The sequence below is a fragment of the Alishewanella agri BL06 genome (genome assembly GCF_000272005.1).
Classification (GTDB): Bacteria; Pseudomonadota; Gammaproteobacteria; order Enterobacterales; family Alteromonadaceae; genus Alishewanella; species Alishewanella agri.
In genome coordinates, this window is record NZ_AKKU01000011.1 from 363556 (window position 1) to 387455 (window position 23900).

The 23900-nt window shown below is 51.5% G+C and carries 22 protein-coding genes and 1 riboswitch; of the genes, 11 read left to right on the forward strand and 11 right to left on the reverse strand.

Annotated elements, in window-relative coordinates; translation table 11 throughout:
* Positions 1–31: 31 nt before the first annotated feature.
* The 4 genes from AGRI_RS06205 to AGRI_RS06220 all read left to right on the forward strand — a co-directional run bounded on the left by AGRI_RS06205 (position 32) and on the right by AGRI_RS06220 (position 4410).
* On the forward strand, positions 32–994 hold the full coding sequence (locus AGRI_RS06205) for a magnesium transporter CorA family protein (protein ID WP_008984134.1): 963 nt from the start codon (positions 32–34) through the stop codon (positions 992–994).
* Positions 995–1022: 28 nt separating this feature from the next.
* Positions 1023–2372, forward strand: coding sequence for a magnesium transporter (mgtE, locus tag AGRI_RS06210; RefSeq protein WP_008984135.1), 1350 nt, complete (start codon positions 1023–1025; stop codon positions 2370–2372).
* Positions 2373–2440: 68 nt separating this feature from the next.
* A complete protein-coding gene (gene rimK, locus AGRI_RS06215) occupies positions 2441–3358 on the forward strand; it encodes a 30S ribosomal protein S6--L-glutamate ligase (RefSeq protein ID WP_008984136.1) in 918 nt (305 codons plus the stop codon).
* Positions 3358–4410, forward strand: a complete 1053-nt coding sequence (locus AGRI_RS06220) for a succinylglutamate desuccinylase/aspartoacylase family protein (RefSeq protein WP_008984137.1) — start codon at positions 3358–3360, stop codon at positions 4408–4410. Before rimK ends, AGRI_RS06220 begins: the two co-directional genes overlap by 1 nt.
* 18 nt (positions 4411–4428) lie before the next feature.
* On the opposite strand, the gene AGRI_RS06225 is transcribed toward AGRI_RS06220, so the two are convergent.
* The 4 genes from AGRI_RS06225 to AGRI_RS06240 form a co-directional block, all read right to left on the reverse strand.
* The gene (locus AGRI_RS06225) at positions 4429–5130 is read right to left on the reverse strand and encodes a DUF2884 family protein (RefSeq protein ID WP_040291536.1); all 702 of its coding nucleotides are present in this window, start codon (positions 5128–5130) and stop codon (positions 4429–4431) included.
* Positions 5131–5290: 160 nt separating this feature from the next.
* Entirely contained in the window at positions 5291–6949 is a 1659-nt protein-coding gene (locus AGRI_RS06230; RefSeq protein ID WP_008984139.1) for a FapA family protein, read from the reverse strand.
* 212 nt (positions 6950–7161) lie between these two features.
* The gene (locus AGRI_RS06235) at positions 7162–7497 is read right to left on the reverse strand and encodes a hypothetical protein (protein WP_008984140.1); all 336 of its coding nucleotides are present in this window, start codon (positions 7495–7497) and stop codon (positions 7162–7164) included.
* A 57-nt stretch (positions 7498–7554) separates the two neighbouring features.
* Positions 7555–8217 (reverse strand): DUF2982 domain-containing protein, encoded by a 663-nt coding sequence (locus tag AGRI_RS06240; protein ID WP_008984141.1) that lies wholly within the window; start codon positions 8215–8217, stop codon positions 7555–7557.
* Positions 8218–8418: 201 nt separating this feature from the next.
* On the opposite strand from AGRI_RS06240, the gene AGRI_RS06245 reads away from it, so the two are divergent.
* Both AGRI_RS06245 and AGRI_RS06250 read left to right on the forward strand, forming a co-directional pair.
* On the forward strand, positions 8419–9474 hold the full coding sequence (locus AGRI_RS06245; protein ID WP_156808360.1) for an efflux RND transporter periplasmic adaptor subunit: 1056 nt from the start codon (positions 8419–8421) through the stop codon (positions 9472–9474).
* Positions 9475–9476: 2 nt separating this feature from the next.
* Positions 9477–12617 carry an efflux RND transporter permease subunit gene (locus tag AGRI_RS06250; protein WP_008984143.1) on the forward strand — a complete coding sequence of 1047 codons (3141 nt, stop codon included), beginning with the start codon at positions 9477–9479 and terminating at the stop codon, positions 12615–12617.
* Between the two features lie 118 nt (positions 12618–12735).
* Here the strand turns inward: AGRI_RS06250 and AGRI_RS06255 are convergent, their stop codons facing one another.
* Both AGRI_RS06255 and AGRI_RS06260 read right to left on the reverse strand, forming a co-directional pair.
* Positions 12736–13464 carry an SDR family NAD(P)-dependent oxidoreductase gene (locus AGRI_RS06255; protein WP_008984144.1) on the reverse strand — a complete coding sequence of 243 codons (729 nt, stop codon included), beginning with the start codon at positions 13462–13464 and terminating at the stop codon, positions 12736–12738.
* The gene (locus tag AGRI_RS06260) at positions 13457–14425 is read right to left on the reverse strand and encodes an NAD(P)/FAD-dependent oxidoreductase (RefSeq protein WP_050979282.1); all 969 of its coding nucleotides are present in this window, start codon (positions 14423–14425) and stop codon (positions 13457–13459) included. Before AGRI_RS06260 ends, AGRI_RS06255 begins: the two co-directional genes overlap by 8 nt.
* Before the next feature lie 387 nt (positions 14426–14812).
* On the opposite strand from AGRI_RS06260, the gene msrA reads away from it, so the two are divergent.
* Positions 14813–15346 (forward strand): peptide-methionine (S)-S-oxide reductase MsrA, encoded by a 534-nt coding sequence (gene msrA / locus AGRI_RS06265; protein WP_008984146.1) that lies wholly within the window; start codon positions 14813–14815, stop codon positions 15344–15346.
* 61 nt (positions 15347–15407) lie between these two features.
* Here the strand turns inward: msrA and AGRI_RS06270 are convergent, their stop codons facing one another.
* Positions 15408–17180 carry a TonB-dependent receptor domain-containing protein gene (locus AGRI_RS06270; RefSeq protein ID WP_008984147.1) on the reverse strand — a complete coding sequence of 591 codons (1773 nt, stop codon included), beginning with the start codon at positions 17178–17180 and terminating at the stop codon, positions 15408–15410.
* 36 nt (positions 17181–17216) lie between these two features.
* Positions 17217–17437, reverse strand: a riboswitch (cobalamin riboswitch).
* Positions 17438–17507: 70 nt separating this feature from the next.
* Positions 17508–17990, reverse strand: a complete 483-nt coding sequence (locus AGRI_RS06275; RefSeq protein ID WP_008984148.1) for a YajQ family cyclic di-GMP-binding protein — start codon at positions 17988–17990, stop codon at positions 17508–17510.
* An 81-nt stretch (positions 17991–18071) separates the two neighbouring features.
* Between AGRI_RS06275 and AGRI_RS06280 the strand changes: the two genes are divergently transcribed.
* Positions 18072–18434 (forward strand): VanZ family protein, encoded by a 363-nt coding sequence (locus AGRI_RS06280; RefSeq protein WP_008984149.1) that lies wholly within the window; start codon positions 18072–18074, stop codon positions 18432–18434.
* Entirely contained in the window at positions 18404–19291 is an 888-nt protein-coding gene (locus tag AGRI_RS06285) for a ketopantoate reductase family protein (protein ID WP_008984150.1), read from the forward strand. Before AGRI_RS06280 ends, AGRI_RS06285 begins: the two co-directional genes overlap by 31 nt.
* On the opposite strand, the gene thiI is transcribed toward AGRI_RS06285, so the two are convergent.
* The 3 genes from thiI to pomA all read right to left on the reverse strand — a co-directional run bounded on the left by thiI (position 19288) and on the right by pomA (position 22544).
* Positions 19288–20745 (reverse strand): tRNA uracil 4-sulfurtransferase ThiI, encoded by a 1458-nt coding sequence (gene thiI, locus AGRI_RS06290; RefSeq protein ID WP_008984151.1) that lies wholly within the window; start codon positions 20743–20745, stop codon positions 19288–19290. The two genes, AGRI_RS06285 and thiI, sit on opposite strands and share 4 nt — an antisense overlap.
* A gap of 87 nt (positions 20746–20832) precedes the next feature.
* Positions 20833–21777, reverse strand: a complete 945-nt coding sequence (locus AGRI_RS06295) for a flagellar motor protein MotB (protein ID WP_008984152.1) — start codon at positions 21775–21777, stop codon at positions 20833–20835.
* Positions 21774–22544, reverse strand: a complete 771-nt coding sequence (gene pomA, locus AGRI_RS06300; RefSeq protein ID WP_008984153.1) for a flagellar motor protein PomA — start codon at positions 22542–22544, stop codon at positions 21774–21776. Before pomA ends, AGRI_RS06295 begins: the two co-directional genes overlap by 4 nt.
* Positions 22545–22754: 210 nt before the next feature.
* On the opposite strand from pomA, the gene xseB reads away from it, so the two are divergent.
* Positions 22755–23000 carry an exodeoxyribonuclease VII small subunit gene (xseB, locus tag AGRI_RS06305; RefSeq protein WP_008984154.1) on the forward strand — a complete coding sequence of 82 codons (246 nt, stop codon included), beginning with the start codon at positions 22755–22757 and terminating at the stop codon, positions 22998–23000.
* Position 23001: 1 nt separating this feature from the next.
* Positions 23002–23889: a (2E,6E)-farnesyl diphosphate synthase gene (ispA, locus tag AGRI_RS06310; protein ID WP_008984155.1), complete on the forward strand. Its 888-nt coding sequence runs from the start codon at positions 23002–23004 to the stop codon at positions 23887–23889.
* Positions 23890–23900 lie beyond the last annotated feature (11 nt).

Consider the following 23900-nt stretch of genomic DNA (forward strand, 5'->3'; position numbering starts at 1 on the left):
TGTTCTGGCAACCAGCGCCTGAGGGTAACGGATGATCACACTTCATTACTATGATCCAGAGTTAGGTGGCTGGCAGCAACAGCATATTACTCGTCTGCCCGATACCGCCCGGCATACTCCCCCTTTATGGTTGGATTTGCATAGCGCGACAGCAGCGGAAGAACAGCAATTGCTGCAGGATCTGCAGATTGCCCCGACGATGGCAGAAGACTTCAGTCGCGAGCGACACCCACCCAAATTTGAAGCACAGCATGACTTTGCGTTGTTAATCCTGCGCGGCTATGCCGATCCGGACTTTAGCGAGGTAACCCAACATGCCCAAGTTAATCTGCTGTTTTCACGCGAGGTGTTGATTTCAAAGGTGCAAAGCCCGGACCCCGCTTTGCTGGCACAATTACAACCACAACTGGGTATGCTGAGCAGTAATCAACTCAGCGATTGGGTTAAACAGCTGCTGGTAGCGGTCTCTGCCAGTTATCTGGGCAAGCTACTCAGTTTTGAAGATGAGCTGAGCGAGATTGAAGATCGGATGCTGCACAAAGGCAATGATGAACTCATGGCAACGATGATGCGCTATCGCTCAGTACTACGTAAAGTCCGGCGTAATCTGGCGTATCAGAAAGATATTTTTGCCGATGCATTGTATGAAGAGCAGCATGTGCTGTTTAAACACTTTGCGCTGGCTGACTTGCGCGATTTTTATGAAAAGTTTGAACGTCTGCATTCCATGACTGAAATGTACTACGATCAATTAAGCGATTTAGTACACGGCTATCTTTCTACCACCTCGCATCAAATTAACGAGCGGATGAAAGTGCTGACCATCGTGAGTAGCATCTTTATTCCGCTGACCTTTCTGGCGGGTGTCTACGGCATGAATTTTCGCTATATGCCAGAATTAGAGGCAGAAAACGGCTACTTTATTACGCTGTTTATTATGGGAGCGCTTGGCGTGGGTAGCTTGCTGTGGTTTAAATTCAGAAAGTGGTGGTAATAATTGCTAGTGATGTACAGGAGTCTTTATGGTTGACCACCCGCATTTAGATCTGGAAGAGATTGTCCGCGACAGCTTTGACGAAGATGAGCTGCAACAACTGCTGGCCCGCTTAACCGAGCTGGAGCCGGCCGAGCTGGCACTGGCATTGGAATCGATGCCGCTGGAACAACGCCTGAATTGCTACCTTGGCCTGGCCGTCAGCGATCAGATTGATGCGCTGATGTCTATGCGGGTCGACGCCCGGGAAAATATTTTCCGTCAATTGGACGACCAGCAACTGCGTACCCTGGTTGAGGAAATGGACGTTGATGCCCTACTGGAACTGCTGGATGAACTACCAACCCGACTTTATGATTATGCCTGCTCGCGGCTGGATGCCAGTCAAAGGCGCTGGTTAGAAACTGCGTTAACCTATGACGAAGACCAATGTGGTCGCTATGCCGATCATGACCTGCTGATAATTAACAAAAACGCCCGGGTTCGGGATGCGATCCGATTATTTCAGAACCTGCCGGATGATACGGAATATCAGGATACGCTGTTTGTGATTGACCGCACCGGTCGCTATGCCGGCCAGATCCAGGCCAGCCGTTTGCTGGGACAAGCGACGCATTTACCGGTCGATCTGCTGATCGATCATGACGCACCTGTGGTAGAGGGTGAACTGGACCTGGATCAGGGTTCAGATATTGTCTCGCGCTCGGGTTATACCGCACTGGCGGTGGTCGACAGCGACGGCAAGTTATTGGGCAGACTCTCGATTGGTGAAGCGCTGGAAAATGTCCGTCGCAGCCTGGAAAGCCAGTTTATGCATACCGCCGGTCTGGACGAAGAAGAAGACTTATTTGCCCCTATTATGATCAGTGCTAAACGCCGCGCACTCTGGCTTGGTATTAATCTGCTGACAGCATTTCTGGCAGCCTGGACCATCGGCCTGTTTGAAGCCACCTTACAGCAAGTGGTTGCCTTAGCTGTACTGATGCCGATTGTCGCCAGTATGGGCGGGATTGCCGGTAGCCAAACGCTAACGCTGATGATTCGGGGCCTGGCACTGGAGCAGATTACCGAACAAACCTATATGGCGCTGCTGCGTAAAGAAATGGGCGTAGCAGCGTTAAACGGTGTGCTCTGGTCAGTGGTCATTGCCATCATTACCTACTTCTGGTTTGGTGATTGGCTGATTGGCGGTATTATCGGCGCCGCTATCGTGATTAATATTGTGATTGCAGCGGTATCCGGCGTTTACATACCACGCTGGTTAGACAAACTGAATATCGACCCCGCCCTGTCTGGTTCAGTGATCCTCACTACGGTCACTGATGTGGTTGGTTTTTTTGCGTTCCTGGGCTTAGGTTCATTGTTTTTACTGGCATAATATGGTCTCTAGCTGCCACCGCAGGCAGTGCTAACTGTTGTTCCAAGCTTCGCGGAACAGGAGCCGATATGAAAATAGCGATTTTATCGCGCAACGCAGAGCTTTACTCAACCAAGCGTTTAGTGGAAGCCGCCACTCTGGCCGGACATGAAGTAAGGGTCATTGATCCCTTAATGTGTTATATGAATATCAACCGTATCAACTCGTCTATTCATTATAAAGGCGAGGTACTGGAGGGCTTTGATGCGGTGATCCCACGCATTGGCGCCTCAATCACCTTTTATGGTACCGCGGTATTGCGCCAATTTGAAATGATGGGGGTGTATGCGCTGAATGAGTCCGTGGCAATTGGCCGTGCCCGCGATAAGTTACGCTCACTACAATTATTAGCCCGTCAGGGTATTGGCTTACCTGTTACCGGCTTTGCCGATAAGCCTGGCGATATCCCTGACTTGATTGATATGGTGGGTGGTGCGCCGCTGGTGATTAAATTACTCGAAGGGACTCAGGGTATCGGTGTGGTGCTGGCTGAAACCCGCACTGCCGCCGAGAGTGTGATTGACGCCTTTATGGGGCTTAACGCACATATTTTGGTACAGGAATATATTAAAGAAGCCAATGGCGCCGATATTCGCTGTTTTGTGGTCGGCGATAAGGTCGTCGCGGCCATGAAGCGCCAGGCTAAAGCCGGCGAGTTTCGCTCCAATCTGCACCGTGGTGGAACCGCGACCAAAGTCAGCCTGACGCCGGAGGAACGCCGTACTGCACTGGCAGCGGCCAAAACCATGGGGCTGGATGTGGCTGGTGTAGACTTGTTGCGTTCAAATCATGGCCCGGTGGTAATGGAAGTCAACAGCTCTCCGGGTCTGGAGGGTATAGAGAGCGCTACTGGCAAAGATGTCGCCGGCGCCATTATTCAGCATCTGGAAAAACGGGTCAGCAGTTTTAAAGGCCGCAAGCCGGCCAAAACCAAAGGAACCGGCTAATGACTGAGCAACGCGCGTCTTTTTTCCTCGGCGACAGCCAGATCCCCCCCGGCAGCCGGGCAGTTGTGGATATCCCGTTTGGCAAACTTTACACCCACACTGAACTGAATATCGGCGCTCATGTGGTGCATGGCCGTCAGGATGGGCCAATCTTACTGGTGACCGCAGCCCTGCACGGTGATGAAATTAACGGCGTTGAAATCTGCCGCCGCTTACTGAAAGTACCGCGTTTAAATCGGCTACGGGGTACATTAGTAGTGGTACCCATTGTTAATACCTATGGTTTTGTACAACAGTCGCGTTACCTGCCGGATCGCCGGGATTTAAACCGCAGTTTCCCCGGTAGCGAAAAAGGCTCGCTGGGTAGCCGGATGGCCTTTCAGTTTACCGAACAAATTTTACGCAAATGTACACACGCCATCGATCTGCATACCGGCGCCATTCACCGGAGTAACCTGCCTCAGGTGCGCGCCAGTGCCAAAGACAAAGTGGCGCTGAGTATGGCAGAGAGCTTTAACGCCCCTATTATTATTAAAGCAGCCAGTCGTGACGGCACTATGCGTGGTACGGCAAACAACCTGGGCATTCCGATTTTGCTGTATGAAGCAGGCGAAGCGCTGCGCTTTGACGAACAATCGATCAAAATCGGCGTTAGGGGTATCGTTAATGTGATGCAACAATTGGGCATGCTGAGCCGCGGCAAACGGCTGGGTAAAACGCGTTCGTTATTTTCCAAGAAAAGTAGCTGGGTGCGCGCTGAGCATGACGGCATTGCCCGCTATTACGTTAGTCTGGGGCAAACGGTACAGCAAGGCGATTTGCTGGCGCATATTTACTCGCCCTACTCCGATTTTGAAGTGGCCGTTACCGCAACGCTGTCCGGGGTCATTATCGGCCGCACCAACCTGCCGCTGGTCAATGAGGGGGAGGCCTTATTTCATATTGCCGAAGTCAGCTCGCTGGCGGAAGCAGAAAAAACCCTGGATGCCATCAGTGACGAAGTCGATAATGCGATGCCACTGTCGTTAACAGATGAGTACGGCGTCGTCTGAGCGTAACTGTTGACGCTGTTAAGGCGTCGCTTTTTCTACTACGACGTCGTATTCGACTAATGCAGGTAAACGTTGTTGCAGTTTGCTCTCTATTTCATCAAGCTCTTGCATCCGCTGGCAAAACAGCGCCGATTTTGCCTCCAGCTCGACCATTTTTTGATCCATACCCAGCGTAATCTTATCCATCAGCTGATTTACTGATTGCCAATCCTGACTATCGGCTTTTTCAAAATTACTGTCTGACTGGCGCAGCGCATCACGTAACGCGCCCCAGACCGCGCCAACAGTATGGCGGGCTAGCATGGTTAATTGTGGCTTAAGCTCGCCATTCAGGAAATTATCCAGCTCATTCAGGCTCTGTGGTGCCAGATAAAAATGGTCGCCGGTGCGGACAAAACGGGATAAAAACTGAAACGTCGTCTCGCGGATCAGCGCCCGCCATTCAGCTTGTTGCGACTTGTTGCCCACGCCGGCAAGCATCGCTTCGATACTGGATAAGCCAACCTCTACGCCATCCACTGCCAGGCTTACAATTTCCGGTACAAATTTGCGCAAGCCATGCGCATATAGTTGCAACAGTTGCTGCGTGTCGGCATCTAACTGCTGCCATTCACCTTTAATAAATAGCTGTTGATCGTGATTGATTTGGACAAAGGTGCGATTATTTTGCATTACCCTGATATGCTCAGGCGAAATCAGCACCCCGTATCGGAATGCCATATTACAGTTAGCTTGCAACGGCAAACTAATTAGAAAGAAGCAGCACACTAGCAGAAATCGCACAACAGTATCTCGATAAACAGGGTCTATGACAGCTTAGAAAAAAAGTGTCTCCGGCACAGCCCCCGCTATCGCAGCGGGGTACCGCTTGGTCGCATTACTACAATGGATTGATCGCAGGGTGACCGTCCTGGACCGCAACCAGTGATGGCCCATATTCCCGGCGACTGCGAATAATCTCTTTGCCAAATTGAAACTCCACCGCAGAAAATAGCTGTTGGCTTACTTTCACGTGTAACTGCGGCACTATCTGCAGCCGTTGTTCTTCCAGCTCCCGCACCTCATTAATCAGGGTTTTCGCCAATTGTTTTTGGTCCTCAAACTCCTGCTCTAAACGTTTTAACGTTTCGTCGACCTGCCCGGCGAGCAGTTTTTTCTGCTTGTCGATTCTCTGTTTGATTTCATCCATTAACACTCTGATCGGCGCTAACTGAGCGCGAATCGTCTCTTGTTGCTCGAATAATGGATTTAAACGCCGGTTTAATTTAACAAACACCACGCCGCTGGAAGGAGATCCAAGTTGACCACAATGTAGTGTCTGACCTAACAAGTAATGACCACCAACGACCTTGCCAGTTAATTTGTCCGGAGTGCCCGCGGTGACACGCTCGGCTTCTACCTGACAGTGCATTAAGTACTTATTGGCCTGTAACTCCCCCTGACAATTAAAGGCTGAGTACTGAGCAATATTGCAATGAATATCGCCGGCGGCTTTCAGCACTGTGCTGTATTCGGCTTCAGCGGCCCCCGGATTATTTAACTGATGGCCAATAATCGAACCCATTACAGTGATATCGCCACCGGCTTCAATCAAGGCGCCTTCCATTACCCCTTTTACAAAAACATTGCCGCCTGCCACCACTTTCATGCCGGAGATCACATTACCATTGATCACTACCGAGCCTTTAAAAATAATATGTCCGGACGCCAAATCGACATTTTTGACGGTAAACACATCATCCACAGTCGCCCCATTATCGATGGCACGTGGCAAGCCATCTTTCGCCGCTAACAGTATATCCGCGTTCTCCGGACTCAGTTCTACCCCGTCAGCTAATTGCCATTCGATAGCCACACCGGGTGTGGGTGCCGTGATCACGCCTGTCACATCCACACCGGCCTCGCCGGCAGTTGGCGGATGCCGTCGCATCAACGGCTGGCCTTTGGCAACCGATGGAATAGCACCAAAATCACGCAAGTCGGCTTTAGCCTCCGATTCCACCAGTGGTTGGTTGCGTCGCCGCACCATGTCAGGAATCAAGGGTTCAAACCAGGAGTTCTTACCATCTTTTACCGGTCGGCCCTGGGCGATATCAATTTTTAAGCGGCTGCCAGGCTCAGCCCGGCTGGCTTGCTGCACCAGTTGAATTATTTGTTCTTTATTAAAACCAAAAATAATCCCGAACTGCTGCGCGGCCTTCACTAACTCATTGGCGGAGATTGGATTACCACCCCAGGCTGCGGTAATAATTGCCCAGGCGGTCATTTTATCATCGGAGAGTTCAAAGCTAAGTTGAGCGGCCCGTTTTTCGGCCAGTGGATAGCTCAATACCTTAGCACGCTCGGCCAGGGTTAAGGCTTTGACTTTTTGCTGTAACTGCTGGTATTCCACCAGCAAATTTTCTAATTGATTTTGCAGTAAAAAGCAGCGACCAAAACCAGCATCTTGTAACCCTTGCTTGATCGTCGCCGCATTAAGTGGTTCGGCAGTAACCGGCACTTTGATTATAATATTGTTATTGTGCTCAGCGAATTCCATGGTGCAGTCCCATTACTTCAAGGGAATCACAGAACATGACGCACCGGGACCTGTACCCGGTAATTTGCAAGAAGCTGGAGGCATAACCAGGTTCATCGCAGCATCAACCAACATTCTGTGTAATTTAACTGCTAATGAACCAAAAATTCATTGGAAAGGCAAGCGCTGTTTCTGCTTCGGGCGGCGATAACAGCGGAATACCCCAAAAGAATTCAGATATAGTTATCCTGATGTACCCGGATAAACATATCAGTACCTCTTTTAGTGAAGTCTACCTTGTACTCTTTATTATTCAGCGCCTGAATAAACAGCAGGGTTTTGGTCTCGCCGAAGACGTCAACGCTCGAGACATCAACCAGCTCCAGATAACGCTCTTTTGCTTCCAGCTTACTGGCAGGCACCTCGTCAGTGAACTCTTTTACACCATGCCGTGTAACGATTAAAGGTGGATCAATATCATCATTGATGATAATCAGATCCAACTTTTTATTCTTATGAATGATGGTGTTCCGGCCGCTTACCAGAAAAGCTTTTTCATAATTATTCATTACTGCTCTGCCACGTGACTAATTTAAGCGTATTATGATACAGGCCTTCCTGACTGTCTAGTTTGGATCTTGCAGCTGCGTCAGACGCTGTTTATTAATCGCCCGACACCAGCTTTCCGCCTGCTCCGGCGCGACATTAACCGGTACCATCAACTCCAGTCCGGTCGCGGCAGCTAACCGCAGCATCCGCTGCGCGAACACCGCCTTAACACCCTCATAGACCGCGACGGACGTTTTATACTGGTCTTTTTCGCGCAATAACTCCGTTGCGCATTGGCCGCTGCTGCAACTTTGACGCACGGCTTCCAGATAAAGCGGCCGTTGCTCTGTCATAATTTTCACTGCCAACCGCACCGGCAAGCCGGTGAGCAGGGCGTCAATATTGGTTACTTTAAAACCAATATAGGCAAGCGATTTACCCTCTATACTCGGTACCGCACAGTAACTAAACGCCGACCAGGGTAAACACCAACTGCCGCTACGATGCTGATAACGGACACCTTCAGCGTCACACACCAGACTGTATTTCGGCTCAGCGAGCTTAGCCCAGCCCAGAAACAGCCCCAGCAAGGCGGCGATATACGCAATCGCGAGGATGGCGGTAAATTGCTGCGCCAAAAAGGCGGTGTAAAGCAACAAGCCAAGCAGTAATACCGCTGAGGCGATTAGCAAACGTGCCCCGCCACTGCTGGCAGAGCCGGAGAAGGCCAAAGCTGACATCTAAATTCCTCTGCAAAAAGACCGGAAACACCATACGGTCATCTATTAATGGCAGATTAGCACAAAGTCAGCGCCGCTTCAGCTCCCGGCTTAGCGCCTGATACGACCAATACCCTGATGACTGCGATAACAGGAAATCTGAATTGGCTTTATTTCCATACAATAGCAGGAGTTGATTTTTTGGTTAATTTTGGAGTTCCCTTGGCGCCTTTACATTCTCGTTTGATTTGGTTCATTTTGCTGGCACTACTCTGTTTTGTTGGCTTTCTGTACTGGCAATCACAACAAAGTACCGAAAATGGTCGCGGCCCGGGCGGTGCTATCGCTGTAAAAACCGCAATGGTGCAAAGTCAGGCAATGAGTCGTGAAGTCAGTGCTATCGGTACTGGGATCGCCAATAATTCTATTCAGTTAATCGCACCCAGCAGTGAATTTTTAGTCGAATTGAATGTGAACGAAGGTAAAAAGGTCGCCCAGGGCGAGGTGATAGCCCGTTTAAATGATGTGCAGCAAAAAGCCCGGGTAGCAGAGTTAGAAGCGGTACTGAGTGAGCAAAAACGTCAACTGGACCGCTTAAAGAATCTGGCAACAACCCAGGCTACGGCACAATCTCTACTTGACGAGCAACAAACCCGGGTTAACAGCACCCTGGCCCAGCTTGATACCGCCCGTAAGCAGTTACAGGATATGACCATCCGCGCCCCCTTTACCGGCCACCTCGGTTTACGTCAGGTTAGCCGGGGCGCCTATATTAATGCTGGCACCGTGATTACCACACTGGATGATATGCAGCAGCTGCGGGTTCAGTTTAGTATTGCCGAACGCTATCTGGCTGAGGTAGCAGTGGGTATGCCCGTTACGGTAACTAACATCGCTTATGGCAATATTCCGTTTAAAGGAACGGTTTCGGCGATTGATACCCGCCTTGATCCGGTAACCCGCTCGGTGACAGTACACGGCATCATCGAAAACGAAAGTTTAAAACTGCGGCCCGGTATGCTGCTAAATGTCCGCTTGCAATTGGAAAACCGCGAGGTAGTGCAGGTATCAGAAAAAGCCCTGGTGCCGCAGCAAAACCGCCAATATGTATTTGTGGTTGACGCCGATAATAGGGTAACGCAAAAAGAAGTCGAAATTGGTCAACGTATTCCGGGCTGGGTGGAAGTGGTTACCGGTCTGGATGTCGGCGACGAAATTATTGTTGAGGGTGTGCAAAAAGTGCGTACCGGCGTGACCATCAGTAAAGTTGGGAGCTGAGTATGTGGTTATCTGATACCTCAGTAAAACGCCCGGTCTTTGCGACCGTTGTCAACCTGCTGCTGGTGATCTTTGGTATTGTTTGCTTCAGCATGTTGCCGCTGCGCGAATACCCGGATATCGACTCGCCAATCGTCAGTATTAATACCAACTATCCTGGGGCTTCGGCCGAGATTGTCGAAACCAAAATTACCCAAATGCTGGAAGACCGCATCAGCGGGGTGGAAGGCATTAAGAGTATCAACTCCAGCAGCCGCAATGGCCGCTCCAGCATCACCATCGAGTTTAATGTCGAGCGCGATATCGATGCCGCAGCGAATGATGTGCGTGAGCGGGTGTCCCGCGCCTTAAATAACCTGCCGGATCAGGCCGATCCGCCGGAAGTATTCAAGGCGAATGCCGATGAAGATACTATCGCCTGGTTCCTGCTTAACAGCGACAATATGACTACGTTGGAACTTACCGACTACGCCAACCGTTATATCGCTGAGCGTTTTTCAGTGGTCGATGGTGTAGCCCGTTTACAATTCGGCGGCGCCCGGGATTATGCGATGCGGATCTGGCTGGACCGTGATGCCATGGCGGCTCGCGGTGTTACCGTGCAGGACGTAGAAGCCGTATTACGCGCAGAAAACGTGGAGTTACCAGCGGGTAATATTAAATCTTTTGAGCGGGACTTTACGGTGCGGGTGGAACGTTCGTTCCGCAGCCAACAGGATTTTGAGCGCTTGGTGGTTAAACGCGGTGCCAACAACTACTTAGTGCGCTTATCTGAAATTGCCGATGTGATGCTGGCGGCAGAGGATGAAGAAGGCGAATTCCGTAGCGACGGGAAAAACATTCTCGGTATCGGTATTATCAAGCAATCTAAGGCCAATACGCTGGAGGTAGTGCGTAACGCCCGCGCTGAAATGGAGCGGATTAAAGCCAATCTGCCACCAGGCCTGACTATTGAACCTGGCTATGACTCTTCGGTCTTTATCGCCGAATCGATTAAAGAAGTTTATAACACCCTGGGGATTGCTATGTGCATGGTGATCCTGGTGATCTTCCTGTTTTTAGGGAATATTCGGGCAACTTTTATTCCAGCAATTACCGTACCCGTGGCTTTAGTGGCAGCAGTTACTGTGCTGTTTGCGCTCGATTTTTCGATTAACCTGCTTACCTTATTGGCCATGGTACTGGCTATCGGCCTGGTGGTCGATGACTCCATAGTGGTACTGGAAAATATTTACCGGCGGATTGAGCAAGGTGAAGCTCCGCTGCTGGCTGCTTATCGCGGTGCCCGCGAAGTGGGTTTTGCGGTTGTCGCGACCACGCTGGTATTAATCTCCGTCTTTGTCCCGCTGGTTTTTATGCAAGGCCAGCTTGGTAAACTGTTCACCGAGTTTGCCCTGGCTGTGGCAGCTGCCGTTGCGTTCTCCAGCGTGGTTGCCCTAACGCTATCGCCGATGCTCTGTTCGAAACTACTCACCCACCGCAAACGGGAGAGTAAGTTAGGCACCTGGTTACATCAGGCCTTTGCCAAACTGGAAGAGGCTTACAAAAGACAGCTGGCGGTTGTCTGTAACACCCGCTGGCCGGTTGTGATCGTTGTTGTACTGTGTTTTCTCGGCAGTTATCAGGTTTTCCGTTTACTGCCCAGCGAACTGGCACCACAGGAAGATCGCGGCACCTTCTTTGTGATGATGAGCCCGGCCGAAGGCGCCAGTTATGCCAGTAACAGCAGAAACATGCGGCTGATTGAAGATATTCTCACCCCTTACTATCAGGATGGCCAGCTGACCCGCATGTTAATCCGGGTGCCGGGCTGGGGTAATAGCGGCGGTATTGCTATCGTAGGTACCGAAAACTGGTATAACGGTAAACGCCGTACTCAGGATCTGGTGACAGAAATCGGCGGTAAGATTAATGAATTACCAGACGTCCGTGCTTTTACCTTTATGCGTGGCGGCCTGGGTGGTGGCGGCGGTGGTAACAGACCGATCCAGTTCGTTATTCAAGGCAATACCTATGCTGAGTTAGCGCAATGGCGGGATATTATCCTGACCAAGGCAGCAGAAAATCCAAACTTACTGATGCTGGACCATGACTATAAAGAAACCGTGCCACAGGTACTGATCGATATCAATATCGACCGGGCCGGTGATCTCGGTATCTCTGTCGGCGCCATCGGCCGCGCGCTGGAAGCCATGCTCGGTGGCCGGCGGGTTACGACTTTCCTTGACCGCGGCCGTGAATATGATGTGATTATTGAAGGTCTGGACGACGATTTCCGGGCACCCAGTAAAATCAGTAATGTTTATATTCGTTCTGATAACAGCGGTGAGCTGATTCCACTGGATAACCTGGTGACCTTACGCGAGGAAGCAACAGCGTCCAGTTTAAACCGCTATAACCGGATGCGAGCCATTACCATTACCGGTGGTTTGGCGCCGGGTTACAGCCTGGGTGAAGCCCTGGAATATCTGAACAATATCGTGCGTACCGAAATTGATGCACCGGTTGGTATCGATTATAAAGGGGAATCACTGCTATTCCAGGAAAGTGGTAAATCGACAGCGCTGGTGTTTATTCTGGCACTGGTCATTACCTATCTGGTACTGGCCGCGCAGTTTGAGAGCTTTATCCACCCGCTGGTCATTATGATTACCGTGCCATTGGGGCTGATTGGCGCCCTGTCCGGACTCTATTTCTCTGGCATGACGTTGAACATTTACAGTCAGATTGGCATGGTGATGTTGATTGGCCTGGTCGCGAAAAACGGTATCTTGATTGTCGAGTTCGCTAACCAGCTACGGGATGCCGGTATTGCCTTTGAAGAGGCGGTAAAACGCGCGGCGGCACAACGCTTACGCCCTATTGTGATGACCGCTTTTACCACTGTCATGAGTAGCCTGCCATTAGTACTGGCAACCGGACCTGGTTCCGAGAGCCGGATGGTGATCGGTATGGTGATCCTGTCAGGTGTGGCCTTTGCAACCTTACTCACTATTTATGTGGTGCCGGTAATGTATATCGCACTGGCCCGTAACACCGGTTCGCCACAGGCGCTTAGCCGAGAGTTAGCACGCCTTGAGCAGGAAAACCCGAACGAACACGCACACGATGAGGTGGTGCCTGTGGAGCCAAACAAGCCATAAGCGACACCCGTTCGTGTTAACACCCTAATGAAAAACGGAGGCCGCTGCCTCCGTTTTCATTATCTCCTGCCAAAACAGCTAAACGTAATGATGCTATTGCGTTGTCATCAGCCAGCATCTAAAAAGCTAATACCTTGCCATCCCAGTTAACTAATAAGCCAGTCTCTGCCTCACTAACAGCGCGAATCGTCGCCAGTAAATAGCTGGCTGTATCGGCTGGCGTTTTTAGTTGCCCTGCCGGCAAATTTTGCTGAAAAGGTGCCGACAGCGGGCTATCCGTCGTACCGGGGTGCAAACTAAATAACACCGCGCTTTTGTTAAAGCGGCCTAATTCAATACTGCTGCATTTTACCAGCATATTCAGTGCCGCTTTTGCCATCCGGTAACTGTACCAGCCACCGAGGCGGTTATCACTGATACTGCCCACTTTAGCACTCAGCACCGCCACTTTAATACCAGGCTGTTTCTGCAGCCAAGGCAGTAGCGCTTGCAGATAAAATGCCACGCTAAATAAGTTCACTTCCAGGCTTTGCTGCAAGCTTTGCCGGGTTAGCTGCTTCAGGCTTTTTTCCGGCAGCATACCGGCACCATGCAACCAGCCCTGACAGAGCACTACGGCCGTCACGCCCTGACTAAACACCTGCTGCAACACCGCGGTTAGTTCCGGTGACACCTCAGCGCCATTATCGGCAGGTGTGGCTGACTGATACCAGCTAAGTTGCGGCTGTGGCGCAGGCGCGGCCTGCCGACTGATTGCTGAGACCCGGTGTCCCTCAGCCAGTAATTGTTGAATTAAGCCCTGCGCGATGCCGCCGGCGGCACCAATGATTAACCAATGTTCAGCCATAGGTAAGTTGCTCCGCAATGTCGATACCACTTAACCAAGCATTCTCTACCCGGCCACCTTTAGTCCAGTCACCAGCCAGCCATAAGCCCTGGCTTAATGCCTGTGTTGCTGTGGCCTGACTGGCGGGATTAATTTGTGCGTAGCGCCAGCGATGGCAAAGTATCGATTTGCTGCTGATATCAGCTGATAAAATCTGGGCTAGACAGGTCACAGCGCTTTGCTGCCAGAAGCTATCGTCTTGCTCCAGATGCTGCTGACTAAATGCCGGCGTAAAATGCACTAACCAGCTTTCACTGTGCATGCGCCCTGGCTTGCTGTTTTGCCGGCTCAGCCAACTCACCGGCAAGGCTGGATCTTTAACAAAGATGCCGCCGGCCGGCACGCCACTTGGTGCCACCAGTTCAATATTCACCGCCCAGCAGGGGGTCAGGCTGGCAGTCGGCAAGGATGCCGCCAGCTCTGCTGGCAGCATAGCCGCCGCCTGGGCCGGAGGAATACTTAACACCACCGCTGAAAACGGGCCAAGTTGCCGCGCCTGGCTATCAGTAAGCCACCAGCCCGCTGCGTCGTATTGTAGCTTGGTCAATTGCCACTGGTACTGTACGTTAAGCCCCATTGCCAGCTGTTTTACTGGGCTGTGCATCGCCGGCACGCCAATAAACCGGTATTGCGAGTCTGGAGATGGCTGTAACTTACCCTGCTGATATTGCCAGACGGGTGCTAACCAGGGGGCAACCACGCCTTGCTGCTGCCAGTGTTGCACCTGTTTGATAAAACGTGGCTCCCGGGCAGTAAAATATTGCGCGCCCAAATCCAGATACCCATGCGTCGTGCGCTTACTAGTCATGCGCCCTCCCGGGCCGCGCGCCTTATCAAACACCTCCACCACCATGCCAAGCTCTGTCAGCCGCTTGGCACAGGCCAAGCCCGCTATCCCTGCCCCTACTACTGCAACCTTCATTCTTTACTCACTTATGCTAGGGCGTGTTGACGTTTGCTGCTTAGATTTTGTTCGCACTGGCGGCGCTTTGATCGCGAAACGAGGAGCGCAGTTTAGTTATTCTAAATAAGTGACGAGTGAAGCTACCGCGTCCTGCTCTCGCCCCTGACCTGCATCCATGCAGGCCCCAAAGAGCAAAGCGCCGCCAGCGCGAACCCTTTGGGCAGCGTTTGGCTGGCGTTTCTACTGCGTTATCGCTTGTTCATGTAGAATAACTACACATCACAAGCTCTGCCTTGTATAAACACCAGCCAAACGGCTGCAAAAACAAGCAGCAAACGTCAACACGCCCTTATCTGGCTTACTGCAGCTTACGTTTAACCTGCAACAGACGATCAGGAGAACATCATGACCGAACAACTTGCCACCTTCGGCGCCGGCTGCTTTTGGTGCCTGGAAGCCGCGTTAAATGAAACGGCTGGCGTAACCGAAGCATTAAGCGGCTATATGGGCGGTCATACCGCTAACCCCGATTATCAGAGTGTCTGTAGCGGCCAAACCGGGCATGCTGAGGTGGTGCAGGTTCGGTTTGATCCCGCTCTGATTAGTTTTGCAGAGCTTTGTCAGATCTTCTTTGCCTTACATGATCCGACGCAACTTAACCGTCAGGGTAATGATATTGGCAGCCAGTACCGCTCGGTTATTTTTTATCATGATCAGCAACAGCGGCAGCAAGCGCAAAGCTTTATCGCGGAATTAAGCCGGGCACAGGTTTTTAGTGATAGCATCGTCACTGAATTAAGCCCTGCCAGTCAGTTTTATCCGGCCGAAGCCTATCATCAGGGCTATTACCGGCAGCACCCGACTCAGGGCTATTGCCATTGGATCATTACGCCTAAGATGCAGCAATTCCGGCAGCAATTTAAAGCGCGGTTAAAATAAACGGCGAGCCGCCTGCGCCGCCCGCCGTTTATCAAATTAGCCAACATCCTGCCTTGCCGCTTTAAAAAGCGCGGTAATTCAGGTTTAAACCAAATGTCAGGCCGGCGGTGTTGTAACCATCGCTGCTTTGATAATTTTTATCCAGCAGGTTATCGATATTCGCCCGCACCGTGAGTTTTGAACTCAGCGGATAAGCTGCGCCCAGCCCCCACAGCGTATAACCACCAAGATAACTACGACTGGCGTAGGGCCCCTGAAAACTCTCACTCTGGTAACTGGCACTTAGGTAAGTGCTAAGCTGCCGCCATTGGTATTCCAAACGCCAATTGAGGTTATGCTTTGGCCGTCGCGGCAGTGGCTCGCTGGTGAGCTGATTCTCCGTGTCCAAAAAGGTATAGGCAAACTGTTGCCGTAACTGGGCTAAGGTCACATCCACCTGCAGCTCGGCACCGGTGATCCGCGCCTGACTAATATTCTCCGGCAAATAGGTCGCCAGATTAAACTGGATCAGATCGCTGACATCGCGGGCAAACCAGGCCAGTTGCACACTGCCATTATCAGTGTAGTAACTTAACGCCAGCTCATCGGCGATGGCCCGTTCCGGAGCCAACTCCGGGTTGGCACTACCCGGATAATACAGATCATTAAAGGTTGGCGCTTTAAACGCTGCCCCGCGGCTGGCGCGAACTAGCCAGCCATCAGCAAACTGATAGCCTGCCGCCACTTGCCAGGTATTATTACCACCATAACGCTGGTTTAGATCGCGTCTGGCCGAGCCTTCCAGCAGCCAGCCAGCCTGTTGCCAGTTCAAACCGCTAAATAATGCCCGGTTGATGCGGCTCTGCTCCAGATACGGCACAGCAGAACGGTCGACCTGTTCCGCATACCAATTGACGCCGCCGTGCCACTGTAGCTGCTCAGTCAGACTCAGCGAGCTCTGATAACTAAACTCATCCCGTTCAGTAATAAAAGGGCTGCGCGAAGCCGGGCCATAGCTGGTATCCTGATCGTAAATACGGCTCAGCTGCGCCTGCTGTTGCCAGCGCGCGCCATCATGCTGCCACCCCAGACGGTAACTGCGCTGCAGTACGGCACTCTGATCTTCAGTGCCCCAACCGGTATCAAATTCGGTGTTACCACTATTGATATCGGCTTGCGCCTGTAGGGTGCCAAAGGATGTTTGATAAGTGGCCGCAAACTTAGCAAAACGCTGCTGATAGCCATCGCGATCCGGATCTAAATCTTCTCGTACGTTAAAACCATCAGCGCGGCTATAGCCCAGAGATGCATTAAGTTGCAGCCGGTCTTGCTGCCAACCGGTACTCAAATCAGCCCCCGCCTGGCCATAACTACCAAGATTAGCATTAAGCTCAGCACCGGCACTTTGCCGGGTAGTAATAGCGATAACGCCGGCTAACGCATCCGCCCCATACCAGGCAGCGCGTGGACCACGGATTACCTCAATCCGCTCGACCAGTTCAAGCGGCACCAGTGCCAGCGCTTTATAGCCATTGGTAGCCGCCCCGGCGCGAATACCATCGATCAACACCAGCGTATGACCGGTGTTACCGCCACGTAAATAAAGGCCACTATTCTGGCCACGACCACCGTCCCGGGAAAGTTGAACGCCCGGTAGTTGCGCTAACAAAGCGGGGAGATCGCGGGCCTGACGTGCTTGAATATCTGCTAGCTCCAGCACCGTAACACTGGCTAGGACTTCACTTTCCGACATGGGCGTATGGCTGGCATAGACACTGATCCGTTCTACCGGCTCTGTCGCTACCGCCATAGCAGACGATGCAAGCATTAAGCTTGCCCAACTGAATTTAAACATAGTCACTCCACACAGTGCCCACCGCACTGTGAATCAGGTTAGGGGAATTTTCAGGCCGGTCTCCGGGCTTATTACCTGGTAGCACAGGGCTACCGTCTATTTCGCCTTCCCATCTGAGCGCCTGTAGTAAGCGACTTATGACAGTGGCATCTGAAATAAACACAGTAAGTTACCGTTGCGGGGGCAGCTCTGGTGTTACACCAGATTCCCGTTTAACCTTGCCTGGCTGGCAAAGCACCTGAAAACAAAACGGCTTTTACCCTAAGATAAAAGCCGTGGCAGTTTACGCTTCTGCGCCAGATTGTCAACAGACATCTGGAAGTCTAGTTAATCGCGAAAATTAGTAAATTGAAACGCCTGTTCCAGCTCGGCGCCGCGTACCAGCGCAATCACTTCTTGCAAATCATCGCGTTTTTTACCGGTCACCCGGACTTGCTCGCCCTGAATAGACGCCTGCACCTTGGCTTTGCTGTCTTTAATCAGCTTTACCAACTTTTTCGCCATTTCAGTTTCAATACCTTGCAGCAGATTTAACGCGTTACTACAGGTCTTGCCGGAGAAACTGACACTGCCCTCTTTAAAGGAGCGAATATCAATGCCGCGCTTTACCGCCTTGGTCAGGAAAATCTCGACCATTTGTTGTAACTGGAATTCTGCTTCAGCCGTTAGCGTGACGACTTTATCCTTCAACGCAAACTCGGCGGTAATACCACGAAAATCAAAGCGGGTTTGCAGTTCCCGGTTGGCGTTATCAACGGCATTCAGCACTTCTTGCTGATCCACTTCTGAGACAATATCAAAGGACGGCATCTTGTTCTCCTATAAGCTGTTTGCTGGTGATTATACCCAGAAAACTGCTACAATCCGAGCGACTTTCGCGGAGGTTGTATCGTGCCCCAAGCTTTTTATCGTGTACTGTGCTGGTTTGTCTTACTGTTATCGACCTTCGGTTTTCTGGCAGAACTTAGTGGTCATCGCATTGGCGTCGGTGTTGCTAACCTCGACAAGCTGGCGCATTTTCTGATCTTCCTTGTACTCAGCTGGTTGTTTTTTAAAGCTTTCCGGCCGGTTTTCTGGAAGTTACTGCTGTTTTTAGGCATTTATGGCGCCCTGATTGAGGTGGTGCAGGAATACTTTACCCGCCGCCACGGTGACGTCTGGGACTGGGTAGCCGATATGGCCGGCGTCCTGACCTTCTATCTTGGCCGTAAACTCTGGCATTTATGGCGTCCGCGCAACCGCAGTGCAGCATAGTTGGCCAGGGCGCCATCGGCTTACTGGCAGCTAGCCGACTCCAACTGGCTGGTTGGGCGGTTGATCTGTGGTTGCGTCAGCCAAACCCGCTTCGGATCGATTTTCATCCATTACAAGGTCCTGGCCAAAGCTTAAACTTTGCTGCCTGCCAGCGACCGGCAGAGCTGTTGTTTATTCCGGTTAAAGCCTATGCCGCTTTACCGTGTTTACAACAGCTGCAGCCACTTCTGCAGCCCGGCACTCAAATCGTGATTAGCCATAATGGCATGCCGGATCTGGCAACTTTACAACGTCATGTTACTGTCAATCAGGGTTTATGGTTTCTCAGCACCAGTCAGGCAGCAATGCGCACCGCCACAGGTGTCAGGCATACCGGTGCCGGTAGCAGTGTGCTGGCAGCGCTAAATGACACTGCCCTGAGCAGCCAGCCCAAGGTCGAACCCTGGCTGAATACGGCGCTTGGGCCACTGACCATCACCGCAGATATTCAACCGGCACTCTGGCGCAAACTGGCTATCAATGCCGCTATTAATCCCCTTACCGCTATTCATGGCATTAACAATGGCGCTTTGGCGGCGGCGGAATTCCAGGCTCAGCTCGAAGCGATAGTCAGCGAAGTCTGTGTGGTGGCCGCAGCCGAGGGCATGCACCTGCCCCTTGCAGAGACGCTGCAGCAGGTGCAGCAAGTGATAGCAGCCACCGCCGCGAATTACTCATCCATGTTACAGGATGTCAGAGTAGGCCGGCGCACTGAGCTGGCAGCGATCACTGGCTACATAGTCAACACGGCAGCACGGCATGGTTTAGCCGTGCCGGCAAATCAGGCGTTGTGGCAAGCGCTGGCAAGCACCGCTTAGGGGCGATAAACTGCCACATTCTGATAGCCCTGCTCCTGGAGCAGTAGCGCTTGCAAACGGCTCATCACGCCGCGATCGCAATAGCAGTAATACTGCTTGCTCTGATCCAATTGTGGGAACTGCGTTGCCAGTCGGAAGAACGGGATTTCCAAAACCTGATGACTGTGCAGCTGTAAAGGTCGGCTCTCGGTTTCATCCGGGGCGCGAATATCCAGCACGACCGCATCCACCGGCAGCACCTCTTCAACCGCTACCGTACGGGCCTGTTGCTCGGCCTGATATTCTACGGTGCGGATATCCAGCACCTTAGCCTCCTGAACGACACGCTGCAGAATAGTACTGTCAAAGGCGGCTTCGGTGGCTTCAACTTCTGCCAGTACCGCATTCACCGTCGGGCTTTTGGAAATCACGCCACAGTATTCCGGCATAGTGCGGGCCAGCTCTTCCGCGCCAATGTGCTTCGCCAGATCGATAATTTCCTGCTTATCCTGATAAATCAGTGGCCGCAGGATCAAGGTATCGGTTACCCGATCAATTACCGCCAGATTAGCAATGGTCTGACTGGCAACCTGGCCAATACTCTCACCCGTCACCAGTGCTTTGATACCTAAATCTGCTGCCACCTTACTGGCCGCCCGCATCATCATCCGTTTTAAAACGACGCCCATCAGACCAGATTCGACTTTCTCCAGAATCTCCGTCACCACAGGCGCGAAATCAACACTGACAAATTTTACCCGGTGCGACAGGCTGTATTTTTGCCACAGATAGAAGGCCATTTCCCGCACCCCGGCTTCATGCGCCGCACCACCCAGGTTAAAAAACAGGTAGTGGGTACGTAACCCCTTGCGGATCATCAGATAGCTGGCAACCGCCGAATCGTAACCACCGGAGATCAGTGATAGCACGTCAGACTGTGATGGCAGCGGAAAGCCGCCCATACCGGCAAAGCTCTCGCTGACCAGTAAAAATTTATCCTGCTTAATTTCGAGCTTGATGGTCAGATCCGGCTTTTTTAACTGCACGCGGGCACTGGCCACGCGCTGATTAAGTCCACCACCAATATAACGCTCCGCCTCCAGCGAGCTAAAACTGTGACTGCCCTGCCGCCGCACCCGGATACAAAAACTTTTGCCGGCCAGTTGCGGCTCATAGACAGCGGCAACCTGCTCAAACATATCATGCAGATCGGAAAAACTGCGGGTTTGCATTTGTGAGAAACTGACAATGCCGGGAATACAGCTTAAACGCTCTATCATTTGGCTGCGCAGTTCAGGTTCAACCCTGCTGCTACGCACTGTCAGGTGATCAAAGTTATTTAATACCTCAACCTGCTCATCCAACTGTTTGAGGATCGTTTTCAGATTCCGTTCCAGCAGTAAGGTTTGGCGTTTGCGGACAGACTTACTTTTGATCGAGATTTCCGGATGCAGTTTGATGATAAATTCAAGCATGATTGACAGTCAGTAGCAAAAAAGGCGCGCATTATAGCGGAAAAGCCGGCAAACCGCTAACTCGCGGTCTGCCGTAACAGAACATGTTTAGCCGGGATTACTGATTGGCTCCAAACTGACGGGTTCCGACTCTTTGGGTTTGCCTTGCATAATCGCAATTTCTACCCGGCGATTACGCCGCCGGTTCAATTCGCTGTCATTGGGGACCAGTGGCCGGGTATCAGCATGCCCCACCACCATCAAACGATTACGATCAAAACCAGGTGCCCGAATCAGCTCAGATGCAACCGATACTGCCCGCTTCGCCGACAGATCCCAGTTATTTAAATGCAGCTCATCAGCCACCTGAAAATCATCGGTATGACCGCTGACAGTAATCTCCCCCGGAATATCGACCAACATCCGGCCAATCTGTTGCACAATAGGGCGGAATCTTGGTTGTAAAAACGACGAGCCCGACGGGAAAGCGCCGTTCTCGCGAATACGGATAATAATCTGTTGTCCCAGCGATTCTAACTCGATAGCACCATCAACAATTTGTTGCTCTAACTCTTCCGCCAGCTTTTTAACCGTCTCATTGACTCTTTCCTGCGCCGCCTCTGCCAGCGCTTCGGCGACTTCCTGCTCCTCGGCATTTAACGCTGACTGACCACCGGTTTGATCTTCGCGTTGTTCTTGCCGACCACCGGCGGAGTCTTCCTCACCGGCCTGAAACTCGATCACCTGTTGTGTCATTTCCATGGTTTGTTGCTGAATGGTCTCAATTGGCGTCGGATCCGGCCGCCCCGGCCGGAATTCCATGGCAATCACACTGGTGCCTTTTGGAATATCGTCCACTTCGATTTTATTCTGTACGCCAAAGGCAAACTTCATCGAGCCGGCAATCTGCTTAAATTTCAGTACGTCCATCTCAGAAAACGCCAGCAGCAACACAAAGAAGCACATCAACAGCGACATCAGATCGGCAAAAGTTGCCAGATAGGCTGGTGCCCCCGGTGGTGGACATTTGCACTCTTCCGGCATGTCACTCATGCGGCTTCTCCGGCAACTTCGCGTTTACCCTGCGCCAGATAATTACGCAAAATACCCTCGATAACTTTCGGGTTCTGGCCATCCTGAATACCCAGTACGGCATCCAAAATCAGCATATTGTTCAGTTTTTCCTGCTGGTTTCGAATGGCTAATTTGTCTGCAATCGGAATCGCAATGACGTTAGCAATAAAGGCACCATACAGGGTGGTTAACAGGGCTACCGCCATCGCCGGGCCTATTGCTTTTGGGTCGTCCATATTGGATAACATCGCAACCAGACCGATCAGGGTGCCGATCATACCCATTGCCGGCGCCACATCACCTAAACTTTTAAACACCGCAATCGCGTTTTCATGCCGCTTTTCGGTTAAGGCAATATCTTTTTGCAAAGTGGCGCGCACCACATCGGCATCATGGCCATCGACCAGCATATTGATGCCCTTTTGCATAAAGGCATTTGGGATCTCAGCTTCTTCCAACGCCAAAAAGCCGCCTTTGCGGGCCGAGTCGCCCAGCTGCACCGCTTTTTCAATCAGTTCTTCCGGCGCCTCAATTTTAAACATAAAGGCTTTAGCTGCCGCCTTACCGGCCCCCAAAAATCCGGCTAACGGAAACTTCGACAACACCACAAAAATTGAACCCCCAACGACAATCAGCACTGAGACTAAATCACCAAACATACCGGGATCGCCAGCACTGCCGATAATCATCGCCATCACGACAAAACCGATAGCGCCTACCATTCCGATTAGCGTCGCTAAATCCACTTCTCACTCCTTAATCGTCAGACACCTTGTGGGCTTCAAGAGGTTGCTGTTTGCTTATATTATCTTAGGCAACGTACAGTTATCGACCTATGTTAACGAACATTAAGCAATAAATCGTCAGAAAATACCAATTTAGTCGTTTCCAAGTATCGCAGCATTGACCATAATAGCCTGCTACGATAAGGTTGCGCACAGTTTTTGGGGAGTGGCATGAGTAAAAAAAACGCAGATTCGTTACAGTTCGAGCAGTCCATGCAGGAGCTGGAGCAAATTGTGCAACAGCTGGAGCAAGGTGAGCTGACACTGGAGCAAGCGCTGAGCCAATTCGAGCGTGGTATTGCGCTGGTTAAACACAGCCAACTGCAATTACAAAGTGCCGAACAAAAAGTGCAAATCCTGTTGCAACAACAGCAACAAGAACAACTGACTGCATTTACCCCGCAGGCGGGAGACTAACTTGATCCCTGCCAGTTTACCCAGGTTTCAGCAACGTCTGGAACAGCAACTTCAGCAATTAATGCAACAGGGCCTGCCTGACACTGCGGTGTTGGAACCAGCGATGTCGTACAGTTTATTACTTGGTGGCAAACGCATTCGCCCTTATCTGGTCTATGTTACCGGGCAACTGTTGGGTGCCCGCCTGGAAGATTTAGATGCCCCGGCGATGGCCATTGAAGCCTTGCATACCTATTCGTTGATCCATGATGATTTACCGGCGATGGATGATGACGATTTACGCCGCGGTAAAGCGACCTGCCACAAAGCCTTTAACGAAGCCACAGCCATTCTGGCCGGTGATGCTTTACAGGCTCTGGCATTCGAAATATTGAGCCAGCATCCTTATCAGCAAGTCAGTAGTGCATGCCAGATCAAAATGGTGCACGCCTTAGCCAGAGCAGCCGGTGCTGCCGGCATGTGTGCCGGCCAGGCCATTGATCTGGCTCAGACCAATCAGCAAATCGATTTAAACCGGTTAGAGCAGATGCATCGCTTGAAAACCGGTGCCCTGATTGAATGTAGCGTTAAAATGGCCTATTACTGCAGTCCGTGCCAGGATCCGCAGGTGTTAGCAGCATTATTAACCTATGCCAGCGCGCTGGGTCTGGCCTTTCAGGTGCAGGATGATATTCTGGATATTGAGAGCGATACCGCAACCCTGGGTAAGCCGCAGGGCTCAGATTTAAAAGCCAATAAATCAACCTATCCGGCCTTGTTAGGTCTGGAAGGTGCCAGGCAAAAAGCCGGGCAACTGTACCAGGACGCCCTGGCAGCACTGGATACCGTGCCGGGTGACACCAGTGAATTACGGGCCTTTGCCCACTATATAATCGCCAGAACGTTTTAACCAAGGCATGT